The organism is Streptococcus sp. Marseille-P6264 (assembly GCF_902460355.1).
Classification (GTDB): Bacteria; Bacillota; Bacilli; order Lactobacillales; family Streptococcaceae; genus Streptococcus.
In genome coordinates, this window is the sequence record NZ_CABPTO010000001.1 from 31,057 (window position 1) to 49,623 (window position 18,567).

Genomic DNA, 18,567 nt, shown 5'->3' on the forward strand with positions numbered 1-18,567 from the left:
GGTAGAGCAGGAAAAATAAGGAGGCACTTATGGAATTAAATGTAAATCTCCCTCATCATCCCTATGATATTACCATCGAAAAAGGAGCCTTATCTCAGGCTGGAGACTGGCTAAGCCAGCTTTGGCAGCCTCAGAAGGTGGTCATCATCACGGACAATCGAGTGGCTCGACTCTATGCGGAAAAGGTCAAGCTGAGCTTAGAGGCAGCTGGGTTTGAGGCTTTTGTCTTTGACTTTTTGGAGGGCGAAGCCAGCAAGAACTTAAAGACGGTTAACAAGGCCTATGAATTCTTGGTCAAAGTTGGTCTGACCCGTAGTGATGGCATTGTAGCCTTGGGTGGTGGCGTTGTTGGTGATTTGGCAGGATTTGTTGCTTCGACCTACATGCGGGGGATTCATTTCGTGCAGATTCCGACCAGTCTGACAGCTCAGGTGGACTCCTCTATCGGTGGTAAGACAGGTGTCAATACGCCTTGGGCCAAGAATATGGTCGGGACTTTTACCCAGCCTGACGGAGTTCTGATTGACCCTGAAGTTTTGCAGACCTTGGGCCAGCGGGAATTGATTGAAGGTATGGGCGAGGTAGTCAAATACGGCTTGATTGAGGATAAGGAACTCTGGGATGAGCTTTCGGAAATGGATGGCAGTTCTGAGTCGATTTTGGAGCATGCGGAGAGCATCATCTACCATTCCTGCGATGTCAAGCGTAAGATTGTGGTCGAGGACGAGCTGGATAATGGCGTCCGCCTCTATCTGAATTTCGGCCATACTATTGGGCACGCTATTGAAGCGACAGCGGGCTATGGAAAGGTCATGCACGGTGAAGCTGTGGCGATTGGCATGGTACAAGTTTCCCGCGTCGCTGAAAAGAAAGGCCTTATGCCAGCTGGGATTACAGAAGACATCATCCGTATGAGTCAGAAGTTTGGCTTGCCGGTGGATTACCAGCCATGGAATGAGAATGCTCTCTATCAGGCCCTGACCCATGATAAGAAAGCTAGAGGCAACTCTATCAAACTAGTACTGGTGCCTGAGCTGGGTTCGGCTAGCATTCACCAGATTCCGCTGGAAGAGATGAAAGAATTTCTGAAGAAATAAGTGCCAGATGGAGTTTAAGACGATTGGACAGTTTGGATAAAAATAGACAGAATGTCCGATTTTTCCATCCCAGAATAGGAGAAAATGTATGAGATACTTAACAGCAGGAGAATCGCACGGACCTCGTCTGACAGCCATTATTGAGGGAGTGCCAGCTGGTCTTCCTCTGACCGCTGACTATATCAATGCTGAGCTCAAGCGCCGTCAGGGTGGATACGGCCGCGGTGCCCGTATGAAGATTGAGAGTGACCAAGTTGATATTACCTCTGGAGTTCGGCATGGTTTGACTATGGGCGGTCCCATTACCCTCAATGTTACAAATCTGGATCATCAGAAGTGGCTGGAGATTATGAGTGCGGCGGATGTGGATGAAAAGAAAAAAGGACTACGCAAGATTACCAAACCACGCCCTGGCCATGCGGACTTGGTCGGAGGTATGAAATACCGCTTTGACGATTTGCGAAATTCCCTAGAGCGTTCTTCTGCCCGTGAAACGACCATGCGTGTAGCAGTCGGAGCAGTAGCCAAGCGCTTACTGGAAGAAATCGGTGTAGAGGTTGCCAGTCATATCGTGACCTTTGGCGGTATTGATATCGATGTACCAGACAATCTGACTGTAGCAGAAATCAAGGAAAGAGCTGCCCAGTCTGAGGTTTCCATTGTCAATCCCGAGCGCGAAGAAGAAATCAAGGCCTACATTGATCAGATTAAGAAAGATGGCGATACCATCGGAGGTGTCATTGAGACTGTTGTTGGCGGTGTGCCGGTCGGTCTGGGCTCCTATGTCCAATGGGACAAGAAGCTGGATGCCAAGATCGCTCAGGGAGTCGTGTCCATCAATGCTTTCAAGGGAGTTGAGTTTGGCGTGGGCTTTGAAGCCGGCCGTCTCAAGGGCAGTCAAGTCATGGATGAAATCCTCTGGTCTGAGGAAGATGGCTTCACTCGCAGGACCAATAATCTAGGCGGCTTTGAGGGCGGTATGACCAATGGTCAGCCAATCGTGGTGCGAGGTGTCATGAAGCCCATTCCAACCCTTTACAAGCCACTGATGAGCGTGGATATTGAGACCCACGAGCCTTATAAGGCGACAGTGGAACGGAGCGATCCTACGGCTCTGCCAGCGGCGGGTGTTGTCATGGAAAGCGTGGTGGCAACAGTTTTAGCCACCGAAGTCCTAGAGAAGTTCTCTTCGGACAATCTGGAAGAACTAAAGGATGCGGTAGTCCGCCATCGGGAATTTGTCAAGAACTTTTAGAAGTAAGGAGAAGGGCATGGAGAGAAAAACAGTCTATATCGCAGGTCTGGGGCTGATTGGAGCTTCCTTGGCTCTGGGCATCAGGCGAGCTCATCCTGAAATAGAGATTCTTGGCTACAATCGCAGTGAAGAATCGCGCAGAGTTGCATTAGAGCGGGGAATGGTAGATCGGGTAACGGATGATTTTGCGGCCTTTGCTCCATTGGCTGATGTGATTATTCTGGCTGTGCCCATCAAGCAGACCATAGCATTTATCAAGGAATTAGCGGAGCTGAACCTGAAGGAAAATGTTATCATCTCAGATGCTGGATCGACTAAATCGGAAATTGTGGCGGCCGCAGAAAGATATCTGCAAAATAAAGCTGTCCGCTTTGTCGGTGCTCATCCTATGGCTGGAAGTCACAAGACCGGAGCCAAGGCCGCCCATGTCACCCTCTTTGAAAATGCCTATTATATCTTCACCCCCTCTAGCCTGACCAAGCCTGGTACGCTTGAGGAAATGCAGGACTTACTGAGTGGTCTTAATGCCCGTTTTATCCAGGTGGACGCAGCCGAGCATGACCGAGTGACCAGTCAAATCAGTCATTTTCCGCATATCTTAGCCTCCAGCCTTATGGAGCAAGCGGCAGCTTATAGCCAAGAGCATGAGCTGACCCAGTCTTTTGCAGCTGGTGGTTTTCGCGATATGACACGGATTGCAGAGAGTGAGCCAGGTATGTGGACCTCTATCCTCTTGACAAATCCTGAAGCCATTTTGGAGCGGATGGAAGATTTTAAAAACCAGCTAGACAAGGTTGCCGCAGCGGTTGAGGCTAAGGACGAGACAGCTATCTGGGAATTTTTCGACCGAGGCCGGCAAAGCCGCAAGCAGATGGAAATTCATAAGCGGGCTGGTGTGGATAGCTTTTATGACCTCTTTATCAACGTTCCTGATGAAGAAGGAGCCATTCTTGGTGTGCTAGAATTACTAAGAGGAACTTCCGTCGTCAATATCCGTATCAACGAGGAAAACCGCGAAGATACCCACGGTATTCTGCAAATTACCTTTAAAAATCGCCAAGACTTGGAAAAATCTGCTAAAATAGTAAGAGAAAATACTGTTTATGAAGTATTTTTGGACTAAAAAGAAATGGAGAATCTTATGACAAATATCTATGATTTAGCCAATGAACTCAGTCGTGGACTTCGCGAAATGCCAGAATACAAAGCCGTAGTAGAAAGCAAGCAGGCTATCAATGCGGACAGTGAAGCCAAAGCTATTTTTGATGACTACCTAGCTTTCCAGAAAGAGCTGCAGCAACTGGCTCAAACAGGTCAAATGCCGACTCCAGACATTCAGGAAAAAATGCAGAGTTTTGGAGATAAAATTCAAGGTAATGATTTATTATCAGCTTTCTTTAATAGGCAGCAACAGCTTTCTATCTACTTGTCTGATATTGAACGGATTATTTTTGAACCGATTCAGGAACTATTCTAATAGAGAAATTTCGAAGATTAGATGAAACCAAGAAGCCGGATTTGGCTTTCTTGGTTTTTCTGTGGCTTAGAAAGGCTATTAAGGCTGGGAATGAACATTCTTAGCGTAACATTCAGAGTCTGCATTTTTGGCTCTCTATAAAATCAGATTATAGCAACAATTAAAAGATATTGGCTCCGTTTTCTATTTACTATTGGCCCAAAGGTTGATATAATAATCAAAAAAGCGCTTACAAGAAAAAATTGAAAGGAACTGGTATGACTTTAGAAACAAGAAAGATTGCTATTCAAGATACATACGGCGACCGTTTTCAACATTGCTGGGGCTGTGGCCCTAAGAATAAGCTAGGCCTGCATTTAAAGACTTATCCTAGTTTGGATGGGAAGGAATGTATCACTAGAATAAGACCAGAATCTCACTATACTGGTGGTGTGCCGGCCAATCTCTTTGGTGGCATGATTGCTATGATTTTTGATTGCCATGGAACGGCTTCAGCAGCTTGGTTTGCCCATCAAGAAAAAGGCTTGGACTTGACCCAAGATACAGTCATTGGACGCTTTATCACAGCCCGCTTAGAAGTTGATTACCAGAGCCCGACGCCCATTGACCAGGAAATCATCGTCACTTCGCGGCTTGAGGAGTTGGGAGTAAGGAAAGCTATTATAGTGATGGAGATGTCGGTGGCAGGACAGCCAAGAGCCAAGGCTAAAATGGTGGCAGTTGCAGTGAAAGATCATATGTAGTTAAACTCCCTTGGTGCCTTATATCAAGGGAATTTCAGCATCTTTGGAGTAATTTTATCTTGATTTTTGCAATTAGGACATTATTTTGGTATAATAGTTACTTGTCTTGGGGTCGTTACGGATTCGACAGGCATTATGCGGCACATTTTGCGACTCATCTAGCGGATGTAAAACGCCAGTTAAATATAACTGCAAAAAATAACAATTCTTACGCTTTAGCTGCCTAAAAAACAGCCAGCGTGACCTGATTCGGATTGCTTGTGTCTGATGACCGGTCTTATTATGAGCAAGCTACGGTAAAATCAAGTCTAGGGATTTTACAAGAGATTGATAGACTCGCTTAGTTTTGGCTTGAGCCATGTGTCAAAGTTGAGTTAAATGAAGACATGGCCTATGGTCGTAGACAAATGTGTTGGCAGGTGTTTGGACGTGGGTTCGACTCCCACCGGCTCCATAGGGATATATAAATGAGGTTTTTGATGATATGAGTTTTTTTGGAAAAATCTTAGGGAAGAGTCAAGATAGTCATCTACCCATTGAGGAAGTTTCTGTTGATTTAGAAAATCTTCCGAATGAATGGGGCTCTTTTTCGACCCTTATTGATGACCGAATGGCTAGTATCCGTCTAAATTTAGCGTTGAATTCTATCGCTCCCTATTCATCCTATACTTATGCACTACGTTTGAGAATTGCTATTTTGAATATTGATCCAGAGACAGGGTTTCCAGATTATGACGAATTTTCTAATTTGAACCTTATTGAAGATCGTCTTTCAGAAGCGATGAAGCGCATTGCGGCTATCTATGTCGGAGTAGTCATCACAGATGGTCATATAGAGTTTTATTACTATTTGAAAGATAGAGAGCGACACATGCCGATTATTGCTCAGGTAATGGAGCAATTTTCGAAATATCAATATAGTTCAGCTACTCTGGTGGATCCTGAATGGAAACAATACTTTGACTTCTTGTATCCAAATGAATATGAGTATCAATCTATTTTAAACCAGCGTATCTGGTATCGCTTAGAAAAAGACGGGGATGACCACAGTCAACTAAGGGAAATCACTCATAAGTTTAGTTTTGAGACTTACGATGATCGTGTTTCCTTTATGGGGGATGCCTCTGCTCTTGATTATGATATTTCTTCTAGGAAAAAAGAAGAAGGCGATCCCCGACCTTACAAACTAGAAATATCCCGATTCGATACCACAGAGCTCCCTAGCATCAACCAACATGTTTGGGAATTAATAGAAATTTCGAAAAAATATAACGGAAAGTATAGCGGCTGGAGCTGCAATGTGGTATAATGGATAAAGTTTTGAGAAAGCAGGTCTTTCTCTTTTATGGAAGATTACTCAAGAGGCTTAAGAGGCTGTGTTGGAAACGCAGTAGGCGTGTAAAAGCGTGCGTGGGTTCGAATCCCATGTCTTCCGTTGTATTTCAAGAAGCGCCTCAAGGCGTTTTTTTTGATAGCGGGGAAAAAGAACGATGATCTTTTTGCTTAGTGCGAGACTCTGAGAATGTAGAAGTAAGGATAGTATGTAAGAAATCAGATGAATTCGTTTCCATCTTTTTTATTTGAGAAAAACCTTGAAATTTTTCTGAAAAGGAGTAAACTGTACATAGAAAGTTTCGGAGGTTCTGCATGAAGTTATATGTCCAGTTGATGATTATTTTCTCGATTTCCATCATCGGAGAGGGGATATCAAGTATTTTCAATCTTCCTGTTCCAGGTAGTATTATCGGCTTGATCTTGCTGTTTCTTGCTTTGCAGTTTAAGTTATTGAGACTCCGCCACGTCAGTATGGTCGGCAACTTCCTGTTAGCCAATATGACCATTCTTTTTCTGCCGCCGGCGGTCGGTATTATGGATAAATTTCATGTGATTGCTCCATATCTGTTGCCGATTGTCTTGATTATTCTTGGTGCCATTGTTTTAAATGTGATCGTCATTGCCCTTGTCGTACAGTTCATCAAGCAGCATTTTGAAGGCGATTATAAGGAAGGAGGGATGGATCATGTCTAATCTTTGGAGCAATCCACTATTTGGTCTCGCCTTGTCCATTTTTGCCTACCTCATCGGGATGCTGATTTTCCGTAGATTTCCTCATCCTTTGACAACGCCTCTCCTTTTAGCAGCGATTTTGGTCATTGCTTTCTTGAAATTAACAGGTATTTCTTATAAGGACTACTATGTCGGTGGGGCTTATTTGAATAATTTAATCGTACCGTCTACGGTTGCTTTAGGAATTCCGCTTTATAAGACCTTCCACCTAATGAAACACCACGCTCGCAGTATTCTGCTAGGAACCTTTGTGGCTGTAGTGGTCAATACGACTTTCACGGCTTTGCTTGCAAAATTCTTTGGGATGGACTTCTTTTTAGCAATTTCCCTATTTCCAAAATCTGTCACAACAGCGATGGCAGTGGGTATTACTGATAAAATGCAGGGCTTGACAACTGTCACCTTGGTGGTTGTTGTGGCGACGGGTATTTTGACAAGTGTCATGGGACCGACTATTCTTAAACTGCTAAAAATTAAGGATCCAGTAGCAGTTGGTCTAGCTTTAGGTGGCACGGGGCATGCAGTTGGTACCGGAACGGCTTTCAAATATGGACATGTTGCTGGAGCTATGGCAGGTCTTGCAATCGGCGTGACAGGAATCATGTATGTGATCGTCAGTCCAATCGTCGCAGCTATTATCTTAAAATAAAAAAACATGAAGCAGTATTTCTGGGAAATCTTGCTTCATGTTTTTATTTTATCTTAGTTGATAGCTGCTAGGAGGGCATCTGCTTGGGCAGACAGCTCAACGAGTTTGTCTTCTGCAATAGTCAGTTGACCAGTTCCCCAAGCTTCTGGATTGATACCGACACCAGTAAATTGGTCTACTACATTCATACGAATGAATGGAAGGAGGCTACGGTAGTGCTTGAAGACCTCGTCAGGTGAAGTGCCGTTAGCAACAGACGAGACAGTCACCACTTTGGCGTTGAGGGCAGAAGGACCGCTTGGATCTGACAAATCAAGTGCGCGTGAAGTCCAGTCGAGCAAGTTTTTCACAACGCCTGGGATAGCCCAGTTGTAGACAGGTGAGAAGATCCAGATAGCATCAGCTGCAAGGATTTCTTCACGAACCTTGGCAACAGCAGCTGGAGCTGGACTTTCGAGGTCTTGGTTAAAGAATGGTACATCCTTGTAATCAAGATAAGCTACCTCAGCTTTACCAGCTAGAGCTTTTTCTGCTTGAGCTGCCAACTGATGATTGAATGAACCTTGACGAAGTGAGCCAACAATAAATAGTACTTTAGACATAAATGTGTCCTCCATTTTATCTTTATTTTAAGAGGGGTTTCTCTTGTTACTATCCATGTTACAACAATTGTCACTAATTAGCAATAATTTAGCTCAGCTTTTTGAAGGTTTTTAAAATCCGCACCAAATCTTCTTTGTCGTTTTGGGAGAGGAGGTCAGTCATGTGGCGGATATTGGCCATGTGCTCTGGTAGGACAGCCTCGATTTTTTTCTGGCCTTGATCAGTTAGTTGGATGCGAAAGGAACGGCGGTCATTGGGATCACAGCTGCGACTAATCCAGCCATCCCTTTCCATATTTTTGATAACGACTGTCATATTTCCCGAAGTAGCCAGCATGCTATCAATCAAATCTTGAATCCGCAGTTCCCCTTTACTATATAAGGTTTCCAAGACGGAAAATTGGGTTGGCGTCAAATTATGCTTTTTAAAGATTTGAGCTTCGAGATTACGAATGGTACGCTCCGCCTTATGGAGCACGATAATTATCTTGAGGTCCAGTAGAGTATCCTTGTCTAGGTTTTCAGTTATTTTCATAGCAACATTTTATCAATAAGTAGTAATAAATGCAAATGTGATAAAAGTCCTAGAAAAATCAGGCTATTTGTAGTATAATGATTCAGTGAAACATAAAATTAAAGAAAAGGCTGAATTTCCTATAAGGCACTATGCCATCGGACTTTTCCTCGTCCTCACGGCGCTTGTTTTTTCAGTTTTTACGATCTTGCACCTTGCTATCGAGCCTTGGCAGTCAGCCAAGGAGGGCTCTCAAAAAATCGCTAAGGAATATGCAGATTTGGAAAGTCTGACGAGCTTTTCGATTTACAATGGCAAAGAGTCCTACTATAGCTTGATTGGGACAAATAGTAAAAAAGAGGAAGAAGCTGTTCTGATTTCCAAAAATTCCAACAAAATCCATGTCTATCGCTTACAAGATGGGATGAGTCAGGCAGAGGCAGAGCAAGTAGCCAAGGAGAATGGGGCGACCTCTATTGATAAGACTACTTTTGGTTATTTGGATGGTCAGCCTGTTTGGGAAATTAAGTCTGGAAGCACTTATTACAATATCGGATTTGAAAGCAAGACATTGCTCAGTAAGGAGGGGCTATGAAATTATCCAATCGTGTTTTAAATATGGAAGAAAGTGTGACCTTGGCGGCAGCAGCCAGAGCGAAAGCTTTAAAGGCTGAAGGCAGGGATATCCTTTCTTTGACCTTGGGAGAGCCAGATTTTCCGACGCCTAAGAATATCCAGCAGGCGGCGATTGCAGCGATTGAAGATGGCAGAGCTAGTTTTTATACGGTAACAAGTGGCCTACCTGAGCTGAAAGCAGCGGTTGTAGACTATTTTGCCAAGTACTATGGCTATGAGATTCAGCCAAATCAAGTAACAGTAGCAACGGGTGCTAAGTTCACTCTATACACCTTCTTTATGAGCGTGATTGATCCAGGGGATGAAGTCATCATTCCGACCCCTTATTGGGTCAGCTATGCCGATCAGATCTTGATGGCTGAAGGAAAGCCTGTTTTTGCTCAAGCGACAGAGGAAAACAACTTTAAGGTGACAGTTGCCCAGCTGGAAGCCGTCCGCACTGAGAAGACCAAGGTCTTGGTTCTGAACTCGCCGTCCAATCCGACTGGTATGATTTATACAGCAGAAGAGCTGCTAGCTATCGGAAACTGGGCTGTTGAGCATGATATCCTGATCTTAGCTGACGATATTTATGGTCGTTTAGTCTATAATGGTAATAAATTTACGCCGATTTCTAGTCTGTCAGAGGAAATTCGCAAGCAAACAGTTGTCATCAACGGTGTTTCTAAGAGTTACTCTATGACGGGCTGGCGGATTGGCTATGCTGTAGGTGAGCCTGAAATTATCTCAGCCATGAGCAAGGTTGCAGGGCAAACGACTTCTAATCCAACAGCGGTGGCGCAATATGCAGCCATTGAGGCCTTGAAGGGCAGTCAGGATACGGTCGAAAGTATGAGATTGGCCTTTGAAGAACGCCTGAATACTATTTATCCTTTGCTGGCTCAAGTGCCTGGTTTTGAAGTCGTCAAACCTCAGGGAGCCTTCTATCTCTTCCCGAATGTTAAAAAAGCGATGGAAATGAAAGGTTATACAGATGTAACAGCCTTTACCACAGCGATTTTAGAAGAAGTAGGTGTAGCTCTAGTGACAGGAGACGGGTTTGGTGCGCCAGAAAATGTCCGCCTTAGCTATGCGACTGACATGGATACCCTGAAAGAAGCGGTTCAACGCCTCAAGGATTTCATGGAGAAGTAAGAATGATTGATCATTTTGAGATTAAAGTAAAGGATTTGCAAATTTCAAAAGACTTTTATACAAGCTTTCTTGCTCCTCTTGGCTACGAATTGGATTTTAGAACTGACTCTCTACTCAGTTTTGTCGCCCCCAACAGTCCTCATCCTGGTGGAGATTTTTGGTTAGGAAAGGGAGAGCAGGCTCCTATTCACTTTGCTTTTTTTGCAGAAAACCATGAGCAGGTTCGAGCTTGCTACGAGGCGGGTTTGAAGGCAGGTGGAAAAGATAATGGTGCACCTGATTATCGGAGTGATCATCTACCTTACTATGCAGCCTTTATCCTAGACCCAGATGGAAATAATGTCGAAGTAGTCTGCCACAAAGAATAAAAATAGAAAAGAGAAAAAACGTGTCGAAGAAAAATGTAACAATTATTGATGTAAAAAATCATGTTGGTGAAGAAGTAACGATTGGTGCTTGGGTAGCCAACAAATCAGGAAAAGGGAAAATTGCTTTCTTGCAGTTGCGTGATGGTTCTGCCTTTTTCCAAGGCGTAGCTTTCAAGCCTAACTTTATTGAGAAATTTGGCGAAGAAGTAGGACTTGAGAAGTTTGATACTATCAAACGTTTGAGCCAAGAAACGTCTGTTTATGTGACAGGGATTATCAAAGAAGACGAGCGTTCAAAATTTGGTTACGAGCTTGATATTACAGATATCGAAATTATCGGTGAATCAAATGACTATCCAATCACGCCAAAAGAACACGGAACTGACTTCCTCATGGACAACCGTCACTTGTGGCTGCGTTCTCGCAAGCAAGTAGCTATGATGCAAATCCGTAATGCCATTATCTACGCTACCTATGAATTCTTTGATAAGAATGGCTTTATAAAATTTGACAGCCCAATCTTGTCAGGAAATGCGGCAGAGGATTCGACTGAGCTCTTTGAAACAGACTACTTCGGAACTCCAGCTTACTTGAGTCAGTCAGGTCAGCTTTATCTGGAAGCAGGCGCTATGGCTCTTGGTCGTGTATTTGACTTTGGTCCAGTATTTCGTGCAGAAAAATCAAAAACCCGCCGTCACTTGACAGAGTTCTGGATGATGGATGCGGAGTATAATTTTGTTACTCACGATGAGTCACTCGACTTGCAGGAAGCTTATGTCAAAGCCTTGATCCAAGGTGTTCTTGACCGTGCTCCTCAAGCTTTGGAAACATTGGAACGTGATGTAGAACTCTTGAAACGCTACGTTGCTGAGCCATTCAAGCGCGTTACCTATGATGAGGCGATTGACCTTTTGCAAGCGCATGAAAATGATGAAGATGCTGACTACGAGCATCTTGAGCATGGCGATGACTTTGGTTCACCACATGAAACATGGATTTCAAACCACTTTGGTGTACCAACATTTGTTGTGAACTACCCAGCAGCCATCAAGGCTTTCTACATGAAACCAGTTCCTGGAAATCCAGATCGCGTCCTCTGTGCAGACTTGCTTGCTCCAGAAGGCTATGGTGAAATCATCGGTGGCTCTATGCGTGAGGAAGACTACGATGCCCTCGTCGCTAAGATGAATGAGCTTGGTATGGATACGACAGACTACGAATTCTACTTGGATCTTCGTAAGTATGGATCTGTTCCACACGGTGGATTTGGTATCGGTATCGAGCGTATGGTAACCTTTGTGGCAGGGACCAAGCATATCCGTGAAGCCATTCCATTCCCACGTATGCTGCACCGTATTAAACCGTAAAACGAATCAAACGCCCATGTGGCGTTTTTTCAACAATGAACTATGAAATAATCCAAATATAGAATTTTAGAGAAAGAAGAGGTAGGAGTCATGTAAACAGCGGATTAACAAGTGACAAATAATAGCAATATAAAACACTTGTTAAAGGAGAAAATATGTTTAAAAGAAGTTATCGGAAAAATATCGGCCTGATGGCTGGAGTTGAATTTTTTGCCTTTCTAGGCATTACTAGTTTTTGGATTTTATTTCTAAGTCAAAACGGCATGTCCCTCTGGCAGATTGGGCTTTTGGAAAGTATTTTTCATGCCACTAGTGTCATCTGTGAAATTCCTTCTGGGATGTTGGCGGATCGCTTTTCCTACAAGACCAATCTGTATCTGAGCCGGATAGCAGGGATTGTGTCTTCGATTCTCATGTTGGCGGGGCAGGGGAACTTTTGGGTCTATGCACTGGCTATGATGATCAGTGCTTGGTCCTATAATTTTGATTCGGGGACAAGTGCGGCCATGATTTATGATTCTTCTGTAGAGGCTGGACTCAAGGAACGTTACTTATCCATCACCAGTTTTATGTCTGGAGTGGCTGAAGCGACCCGATCTTTGGGAACGGTTTGGGCTGGATTTTTTGTCCATGGACAATTACATCTGACCTACTATATCATGATTGGGACCTCTATCATCGTTCTTTTCTTGACTTGGATGCTGAAGGAGCCAAGTGTCAAAGAAGAGAAATCCGAGCGCCTGACTATGAAAAAGATTATCTGGGCTGTTAAAGAGGAGTTGCAGAGAAATCCCAGCCTTTTTATCTGGATGATTCTTTCCCAAGTCATCGGAACACTGATGTGTATGTTTTATTTTTATTATCAAAATCAATTGCCTGACTTAAAAGATTGGCAGATTTCGGTAGTCATGCTGATTGGCAGTGCTTTGAATATCTTAGCGGTCTATCTGGCCAGCAAGGTTGGAAAGAAGTATTCTGCCTTGAAACTCTTTCCCTTATTGGTCCTTCTGACTGGAGTGACTTACCTGTTGTCCTACTTTGGTACGCCAATCATCTATATCTTGATTTATCTAATCAGCAACGCCTTGTATGCTCTTTTTCAGCCGGTTTTTGACAATGATTTACAAAAGCAGCTGCCAAGTGAGGTACGGGCGACCATGCTCAGTGTCTACTCTATGATGTTCAGCCTGAGTATGATTGTCATTTTCCCTGTGACAGGCTGGTTGATTGATAATTTTGGCTTCGATTGGACTTTTATAGTTTTGGGCGGCTTCTTATTTGCAACGACACCATTTTTGTATATGGGTCTAAAGAAAATAAGCCAGAACTTACAAGAAGTCTAATATCAATGTTCTCTTTCTGCTGGCCAGAAGGAGAATATTTTTTATCCTTTGAAAATTATGGTAAAATAAATACAGTTTAATGGAGAAATAAGCAGTATGAAAGATTTATTGAAATATTTCAAGGGCTATATCAGGGAGTCTTTGCTAGGGCCCTTGTTCAAGCTTTTGGAGGCCAATTTTGAACTGTTAGTTCCGCTTTTGATTGCGGGGATTGTGGACGAGACCATTCCTAGACACGACAGCTCCCATCTTTACTGGATGGTTTTTCTTTTGATGGGTTTGGCTGCGCTGGGCGTGGTGGTAGCGGTGGTGGCCCAGTATTATTCGTCAAAGGCTGCTGTGGGCTTTACCCGCCAGATGACAAGTGACCTCTATCAAAAGATTCTGCGCTTGCCTAAGGCTAGTCGGGATGAGCTGACGACTTCAAGCTTGGTGACTCGGCTGACGAGCGATACCTATCAGATTCAGACGGGCATCAATCAATTTCTTCGTCTCTTTCTGAGGGCGCCCATCATCGTTTTTGGCTCCATCATCATGGCCTTCACTATTAGTCCGGCCATTACCTTGTGGTTCTTGCTCATGGTGGCCATTTTAACGGCTATTATCGTCTTCATGTCTCGTCTGATGAATCCTCTCTATGCCAAAATTCGTCAGCTGACTGATCAGCTGGTCAATCTGACGCGTGAGCAGCTGCAGGGCATGCGGGTTACACGGGCTTTCGGTCAGACCCAGCGAGAGGTTCAGACCTTTCGTAATCGCAATGAGCTCTATAAAACTTGGCAAATCAGGACGGGAGCTCTGGCTAGTCTGATTAGTCCTCTGACCTTTCTTACGGTTAATGGTACTCTGATTGCTGTGATTTGGCAGGGGAATACCTTTATCGGCAAGGGCTTGCTGACCCAGGGGATGCTAGTGGCTTTGGTCAATTATTTATTGCAAATTTTGGTGGAATTGCTCAAGCTGGCGATGCTGGTCAACTCACTCAATCAAAGCTATATCAGTGCAGGTCGCATTAGTCAAGTCTTCGAGCAAGCAGAAGAAGATGTCCTGCAGGAATTAGTGCAGAAAACAGCTCTGCTGGATCAAGCCATTAAAGTCCAGCAGGTCAGCTTTTCCTATCCAAATGCAGCTAGTCCTGCTTTGACTGGTCTGACTTTTGATTTGAAAAGCGGTCAGACTTTGGGTGTTATTGGTGGGACAGGTTCAGGGAAGTCTACTCTGGTTCAGCTGCTGTCTCATCTCTATCCTGTGGCTGCTGGTCAGTTGACCATCTTTTTCCAAGGACGCAGTCCTAAAAATCTGAGTGAATGGCGGTCTTGGATTAGTCTGGTGCCTCAGAAAGCGGAGCTTTTCCAAGGAACTGTTCGCTCCAATCTGACCTTGGGCATGTCAACCAAGCCAACAGATGCAGACTTGTGGCAGGCCTTAGAGATTGCTCAGGCGGCGGACTTTGTCTCTCAGAAGGAAGGTGGCTTGGATGCGACTGTAGAGGCCTTTGGTCGGAATTTTTCTGGTGGTCAGCGTCAGCGTTTAACCATTGCCAGAGCTGTCTTGCGGAGGGCACCTTTCTTGGTTTTAGATGATGCGACCTCGGCTCTGGACTATCTGACAGAGGCTAGACTCTTGCAGGCAATTAAGAATGAATTGACTGAGACCAGTCTGGTCTTGATCTCTCAGCGAACCAATAGCTTGCGCTCAGCGGATCAAATTTTAGTCCTAGATAAGGGAGAACAAGTGGCTCTTGGTCGCCATGAGGAACTCTTGGTCAGCTCTGCCATTTACCGAGAAATTCATCACTCACAGCATAGTCAAGGAGAGGAGGGCAAGCATGAAGCATAAGACAACATCTAGCAGCTTGAGGCGTTTGACTCGAGATTTGCTGCAGGCGCGCTGGCTCTTTCTTATAGCTAGTCTGGGAACGGTGGCTCAAGTGGCTCTGACTGTTCTTCTTCCAGTTTTAATTGGGAATGCGGTTGATAGCGTTCTTCTTCCTCAAGCGGAGCAGCATTTGATGCCGATTTTGGGGCAGATGCTGTTGGTCATCTTAGCCAATACGCTGATTCAGTGGCTCAATCCCTTGCTCTATAATCAACTGGTCTATCGCTATAGCCAGCAGCTTCGTCAAGGCGTCATCAAGAAAGTGCACTATCTGCCTGTGGCTTATCTGGATCGGCAGGGAACCGGTGACTTGGTTAGTCGTGTGACGACCGATTTGGAGCAGCTCAGCAATGGCCTACTTATGGTTTTCAATCAATTTTTTGTGGGTTTGCTGACAATCTTAGTTACTATCATTAGCATGGCTAGATTGGACTTTTTCCTCCTTCTTTTAGTTTTGCTTTTGACGCCCCTTTCTCTCTTCTTAGCGCGTTTTATAGCCAAAAAAAGTTTTAGCTTTTTCCAACGTCAGACGCAGGCTAGAGGAGCGCAGACCCAGCTGATTGAGGAAAGTTTGACTCAAGAAAGTCTGATCCAGGCTTTTAATGCTCAAGAGCAGTTTGATACAGCTTTTACTCGTAGTAATCAAACTTATGCAGACTATTCTCAGGCGGCTATTTTCTATTCTTCGACGGTCAATCCTTCGACTCGTTTTATCAATGCCCTGATCTATGCTTTGATTGTGGGCTTTGGGGCTGTCCGAATCATTCAGGGAACAGGCTTTACGGTTGGGCAGCTAGTGACTTTCCTCAACTATATCAACCAGTACACCAAGCCTTTCAATGATATATCGTCAGTCATGTCGGAATTGCAGAGCGCTTTAGCTTGTGCAGAGCGGATTTACAGCGTTTTAGACCAAGAAGAAATAGCAGAGCCTGGTCAGGAAATTCTTCGGTCTGAAGATGTCAAAGGACAGATTAGCTTTGAGCATGTGGCTTTTGGTTATGAGCCTGGCAAAGAGCTGATTCAGGATTTGAATATAAGGATTCCAGCAGCTAGCAAGGTCGCCATTGTCGGGCCGACCGGTGCTGGCAAGTCTACTTTAATCAATCTCCTCATGCGCTTTTACAATGTAGATAGTGGTCTTATTTCGCTAGACGATACTCCCATAACGCATTACACCAGAGCTTCTTATCGTCAGCAGTTCGGTATGGTACTGCAAGAGACTTGGCTTAAGACGGCGACCATTCACGACAACATAGCTTTTGGCCGGCCAGATGCCAGCCGAGAAGAGGTCATTGAAGCTGCTAAGGCGGCCAATGCTCATTTCTTTATCCAGCAACTGCCTCAGGGGTATGACACCTACCTAGCAGATGCTGGGGACTCCCTTTCTCAAGGTCAGCGGCAGCTCTTGACCATTGCGCGTGTCTTCCTTACTGTTCCTAAAATCCTAATCTTGGACGAGGCGACTTCCTCCATCGATACCCGGACAGAAGTTTTGATTCAGGAGGCTTTCAGCAAGCTCATGGTGGGTCGTACTAGCTTTATCATCGCTCACCGCTTGTCCACAATTCAAAATGCTGACATCATCCTCGTCATGGTAGATGGCAATATCGTCGAACATGGTAAGCATCAGGAGCTCATGGCAGCCAGAGGTGTTTATTACCAAATGCAGACGGCGCAGGAGTAGAAGGGGAGCTTTATTAAAGTTCAAAGATTGATGCTAAATGAAGCAAAAAGAGTTGGATTTCCAACTCTTTTTGCTTATAATTCAACTTTCTCCAACCCTGTCTCCGTCAATCGATAAATCTTTTGACAGACTTCTTTGAGAAAGATCCGATCGTGGGAGACAGAGATGATAGCGCCGGGATAGGTGGCCAAAAGTTGGCGAACCTGAGGCTGAGAGGTGGGGGAGAAGTTGCGGGTTGGTTCGTCCAGAAGGAGGACATTGGGACGGTCTAGGACCAGTTTGAGCAGGAGGAGCTTGGCTTTTTGACCGCCGGAAAGCTGTCCAATCGGGTGGCGGGCCTCGTCGCGCGTGAACTGGAGACTGGCTAGATGGGTCAGAATTTTCTCCTCCTGAGCCTTGTCGCCAGAGGGAGCCAGAAAGTCCAAAGGAGAGCTTTCGTCATCCAGCAAGTCGCCATAATGTTGGGACATGTAGCCCACTCGCATGTCTGTCCGCTCGCGCAGAATCTTCCATATTTCCTTAAGTAGAGTAGATTTTCCTGCGCCATTAGCACCAATCAGTCCGATTTTTTCCTGACCGCAGACCTCTAGAGTCAGGTTTTCCGCTAACTGTCGTCCGTCTGCTTCCAGTTTCATGTCTTCTAATTTTAGGATTCTTTTGGTCAATGGCAGAGCTTCTATGTCTGAGAAGTGAAGGCTGATGGCATCTTCCTGTGTCGGGATTTCGGTCATTTCAGCGCCTGCCTTTTCAAATCGTTTGCCCTGCGAGAGGACGTTTTTCATTTTCTTAGCCACCAGTCGACCTGCAGTAGCGTCATGGGTGTTTCGTAAAGTATGTTCCACACTCTGCTTAACCCGTCGGTGTTTTTCCATGGTCTTGGCGTGCTCTTCCCGCTCTTTTCGTGCCAGTTGCCCCTGTTTTTCAAAAGCCTCCTGACGCTGCTGGCGGTAATTTTCATAGTCCAGACTCTTGACGCTGGTTCTAGCTTCCTGCTTCTTTTTGATTCGTTCCAGATGAACAATCTTAGTCGCAGCTTGAGCGAGGAAGTGTTCGTCGTGAGAAACGAAAAGGACCGTTCTCTGGCTATGGCTGATAAAGTTTTCCAGCCAAGTCAGAGTTTCGAGATCAAGGTCATTAGAGGGCTCGTCAAGAAAGAGAATGTTCCAATCACTGGCTAGTTTTTTGATAAGCTGAACTTTAAGCTTTTCACCACCAGATAGACTAGAGAGCTGCTGCTGACTAGCAAAACGCTGGCTGTCAAAGTTGAGCTCCCCAGCATAGCGATAGAGCTTGGCATAGTCCGGCTCGGTCTCAAAATCAGCAAAGAAATAATCATTGAGCGTCAGTTGGGCATCCTCTGAAGGCAGCTGCTGAGGCAGGTAGGCGGCAGCAGTATAAGATTTATCAATCAGTCCGCTGTAGCTGACATAGGAGCTGACAAGTCGCTCGTCTAGGAGGAGCTTGAGCAGGGTGGACTTGCCATTGCCCTCCTCGCCGATAATAGCGACCTTGTCCCCTTGATTGACTGTCAGTGACAAATCTTTGACTAACTCTTTCAGATCTTTTAGGTGGGTGATGGTTAGATTTCTTATTTGCAGCATAGATGTCTCCTTCGTTTTATAACACAAAATACAGCCCTGCTTTATTTAGCAGAGCTGTTGAGATTGCACAAAGAAGACACAGGAGTGTCCAAATAGGATTATTCGTTTGTAGGCTCTCATCTTGCACTGTCATAGGAGTGTCAGGATTA

At 44.8% G+C, this 18,567-nt stretch carries 18 protein-coding genes, 1 tRNA gene and 1 other RNA gene; 17 read left to right on the forward strand and 3 right to left on the reverse strand.

The annotated features are described in order from the left end of the window. Positions 1-29 precede the first annotated feature (29 nt). The 10 genes from aroB (at position 30) to FZ941_RS00205 (ending at position 7,288) form a co-directional block, all read left to right on the forward strand. Positions 30-1,097 (forward strand): 3-dehydroquinate synthase, encoded by a 1,068-nt coding sequence (gene aroB / locus FZ941_RS00160; RefSeq protein ID WP_148886372.1) that lies wholly within the window; start codon positions 30-32, stop codon positions 1,095-1,097. Between the two features lie 88 nt (positions 1,098-1,185). Then, positions 1,186-2,352: a chorismate synthase gene (aroC, locus tag FZ941_RS00165; protein ID WP_148886373.1), complete on the forward strand. Its 1,167-nt coding sequence runs from the start codon at positions 1,186-1,188 to the stop codon at positions 2,350-2,352. 16 nt (positions 2,353-2,368) lie between these two features. Next, positions 2,369-3,475, forward strand: a complete 1,107-nt coding sequence (locus FZ941_RS00170) for a prephenate dehydrogenase (protein WP_148886374.1) — start codon at positions 2,369-2,371, stop codon at positions 3,473-3,475. An 18-nt stretch (positions 3,476-3,493) separates the two neighbouring features. Further along, positions 3,494-3,829 (forward strand): YlbF/YmcA family competence regulator, encoded by a 336-nt coding sequence (locus FZ941_RS00175; RefSeq protein WP_148886375.1) that lies wholly within the window; start codon positions 3,494-3,496, stop codon positions 3,827-3,829. Between the two features lie 257 nt (positions 3,830-4,086). Further along, positions 4,087-4,572: a thioesterase family protein gene (locus tag FZ941_RS00180; protein WP_148886376.1), complete on the forward strand. Its 486-nt coding sequence runs from the start codon at positions 4,087-4,089 to the stop codon at positions 4,570-4,572. 108 nt (positions 4,573-4,680) lie between these two features. Next, positions 4,681-5,029: a transfer-messenger RNA gene (gene ssrA / locus FZ941_RS00185) on the forward strand. Between the two features lie 27 nt (positions 5,030-5,056). Beyond that, complete coding sequence (locus tag FZ941_RS00190) at positions 5,057-5,881, forward strand: DUF695 domain-containing protein (RefSeq protein WP_148886377.1); 825 nt, start codon at positions 5,057-5,059, stop codon at positions 5,879-5,881. Between the two features lie 38 nt (positions 5,882-5,919). After that, positions 5,920-6,007, forward strand: a tRNA-Ser gene (locus FZ941_RS00195). A 212-nt stretch (positions 6,008-6,219) separates the two neighbouring features. Continuing rightward, positions 6,220-6,600 carry a CidA/LrgA family protein gene (locus FZ941_RS00200; RefSeq protein ID WP_148886378.1) on the forward strand — a complete coding sequence of 127 codons (381 nt, stop codon included), beginning with the start codon at positions 6,220-6,222 and terminating at the stop codon, positions 6,598-6,600. Next, on the forward strand, positions 6,593-7,288 hold the full coding sequence (locus FZ941_RS00205; protein ID WP_015604519.1) for an LrgB family protein: 696 nt from the start codon (positions 6,593-6,595) through the stop codon (positions 7,286-7,288). The genes FZ941_RS00200 and FZ941_RS00205 overlap by 8 nt, the downstream gene beginning before the upstream one ends. 53 nt (positions 7,289-7,341) lie before the next feature. Here the strand turns inward: FZ941_RS00205 and FZ941_RS00210 are convergent, their stop codons facing one another. Further along, on the reverse strand, positions 7,342-7,890 hold the full coding sequence (locus FZ941_RS00210) for an NADPH-dependent FMN reductase (RefSeq protein ID WP_148886379.1): 549 nt from the start codon (positions 7,888-7,890) through the stop codon (positions 7,342-7,344). A gap of 88 nt (positions 7,891-7,978) precedes the next feature. Beyond that, positions 7,979-8,425 carry a MarR family winged helix-turn-helix transcriptional regulator gene (locus tag FZ941_RS00215; protein ID WP_148886380.1) on the reverse strand — a complete coding sequence of 149 codons (447 nt, stop codon included), beginning with the start codon at positions 8,423-8,425 and terminating at the stop codon, positions 7,979-7,981. An 85-nt stretch (positions 8,426-8,510) separates the two neighbouring features. Here FZ941_RS00215 and FZ941_RS00220 point away from each other — a divergent pair, with 85 nt between their 5' ends. The 7 genes from FZ941_RS00220 to FZ941_RS00250 all read left to right on the forward strand — a co-directional run bounded on the left by FZ941_RS00220 (position 8,511) and on the right by FZ941_RS00250 (position 16,817). Next, positions 8,511-8,999 carry a DUF5590 domain-containing protein gene (locus FZ941_RS00220; protein ID WP_148886381.1) on the forward strand — a complete coding sequence of 163 codons (489 nt, stop codon included), beginning with the start codon at positions 8,511-8,513 and terminating at the stop codon, positions 8,997-8,999. Then, entirely contained in the window at positions 8,996-10,174 is a 1,179-nt protein-coding gene (locus tag FZ941_RS00225; RefSeq protein WP_148886382.1) for a pyridoxal phosphate-dependent aminotransferase, read from the forward strand. Before FZ941_RS00220 ends, FZ941_RS00225 begins: the two co-directional genes overlap by 4 nt. A gap of 2 nt (positions 10,175-10,176) precedes the next feature. Further along, a complete protein-coding gene (locus FZ941_RS00230; RefSeq protein WP_148886383.1) occupies positions 10,177-10,542 on the forward strand; it encodes a VOC family protein in 366 nt (121 codons plus the stop codon). A 20-nt stretch (positions 10,543-10,562) separates the two neighbouring features. Continuing rightward, positions 10,563-11,909, forward strand: a complete 1,347-nt coding sequence (gene asnS / locus FZ941_RS00235) for an asparagine--tRNA ligase (RefSeq protein ID WP_148886384.1) — start codon at positions 10,563-10,565, stop codon at positions 11,907-11,909. Positions 11,910-12,064: 155 nt separating this feature from the next. Further along, positions 12,065-13,252, forward strand: a complete 1,188-nt coding sequence (locus FZ941_RS00240) for an MFS transporter (protein ID WP_148886385.1) — start codon at positions 12,065-12,067, stop codon at positions 13,250-13,252. Between the two features lie 96 nt (positions 13,253-13,348). Next, positions 13,349-15,091 carry an ABC transporter ATP-binding protein gene (locus FZ941_RS00245; protein ID WP_148886386.1) on the forward strand — a complete coding sequence of 581 codons (1,743 nt, stop codon included), beginning with the start codon at positions 13,349-13,351 and terminating at the stop codon, positions 15,089-15,091. After that, entirely contained in the window at positions 15,081-16,817 is a 1,737-nt protein-coding gene (locus tag FZ941_RS00250) for an ABC transporter ATP-binding protein (protein WP_148886387.1), read from the forward strand. Before FZ941_RS00245 ends, FZ941_RS00250 begins: the two co-directional genes overlap by 11 nt. A gap of 74 nt (positions 16,818-16,891) precedes the next feature. Here the strand turns inward: FZ941_RS00250 and FZ941_RS00255 are convergent, their stop codons facing one another. Further along, positions 16,892-18,418 carry an ATP-binding cassette domain-containing protein gene (locus FZ941_RS00255; RefSeq protein WP_148886388.1) on the reverse strand — a complete coding sequence of 509 codons (1,527 nt, stop codon included), beginning with the start codon at positions 18,416-18,418 and terminating at the stop codon, positions 16,892-16,894. Positions 18,419-18,567 lie beyond the last annotated feature (149 nt).

What these genes read in the sequence shown, in the direction of transcription:
- aroB (WP_148886372.1), top strand. Translation starts at nt 30, where the DNA reads ATGGAATTAAATGTAAATCTCCCTCATCATCCCTATGATATTACCATC.
- aroC (WP_148886373.1), top strand. Translation starts at nt 1,186, where the DNA reads ATGAGATACTTAACAGCAGGAGAATCGCACGGACCTCGTCTGACAGCC.
- FZ941_RS00170 (WP_148886374.1), top strand. Translation starts at nt 2,369, where the DNA reads ATGGAGAGAAAAACAGTCTATATCGCAGGTCTGGGGCTGATTGGAGCT.
- FZ941_RS00175 (WP_148886375.1), top strand. Translation starts at nt 3,494, where the DNA reads ATGACAAATATCTATGATTTAGCCAATGAACTCAGTCGTGGACTTCGC.
- FZ941_RS00180 (WP_148886376.1), top strand. Translation starts at nt 4,087, where the DNA reads ATGACTTTAGAAACAAGAAAGATTGCTATTCAAGATACATACGGCGAC.
- FZ941_RS00190 (WP_148886377.1), top strand. Translation starts at nt 5,057, where the DNA reads ATGAGTTTTTTTGGAAAAATCTTAGGGAAGAGTCAAGATAGTCATCTA.
- FZ941_RS00200 (WP_148886378.1), top strand. Translation starts at nt 6,220, where the DNA reads ATGAAGTTATATGTCCAGTTGATGATTATTTTCTCGATTTCCATCATC.
- FZ941_RS00205 (WP_015604519.1), top strand. Translation starts at nt 6,593, where the DNA reads ATGTCTAATCTTTGGAGCAATCCACTATTTGGTCTCGCCTTGTCCATT.
- FZ941_RS00210 (WP_148886379.1), bottom strand. Translation starts at nt 7,890, where the DNA reads ATGTCTAAAGTACTATTTATTGTTGGCTCACTTCGTCAAGGTTCATTC.
- FZ941_RS00215 (WP_148886380.1), bottom strand. Translation starts at nt 8,425, where the DNA reads ATGAAAATAACTGAAAACCTAGACAAGGATACTCTACTGGACCTCAAG.
- FZ941_RS00225 (WP_148886382.1), top strand. Translation starts at nt 8,996, where the DNA reads ATGAAATTATCCAATCGTGTTTTAAATATGGAAGAAAGTGTGACCTTG.
- FZ941_RS00230 (WP_148886383.1), top strand. Translation starts at nt 10,177, where the DNA reads ATGATTGATCATTTTGAGATTAAAGTAAAGGATTTGCAAATTTCAAAA.
- FZ941_RS00240 (WP_148886385.1), top strand. Translation starts at nt 12,065, where the DNA reads ATGTTTAAAAGAAGTTATCGGAAAAATATCGGCCTGATGGCTGGAGTT.
- FZ941_RS00245 (WP_148886386.1), top strand. Translation starts at nt 13,349, where the DNA reads ATGAAAGATTTATTGAAATATTTCAAGGGCTATATCAGGGAGTCTTTG.
- FZ941_RS00250 (WP_148886387.1), top strand. Translation starts at nt 15,081, where the DNA reads ATGAAGCATAAGACAACATCTAGCAGCTTGAGGCGTTTGACTCGAGAT.
- FZ941_RS00255 (WP_148886388.1), bottom strand. Translation starts at nt 18,418, where the DNA reads ATGCTGCAAATAAGAAATCTAACCATCACCCACCTAAAAGATCTGAAA.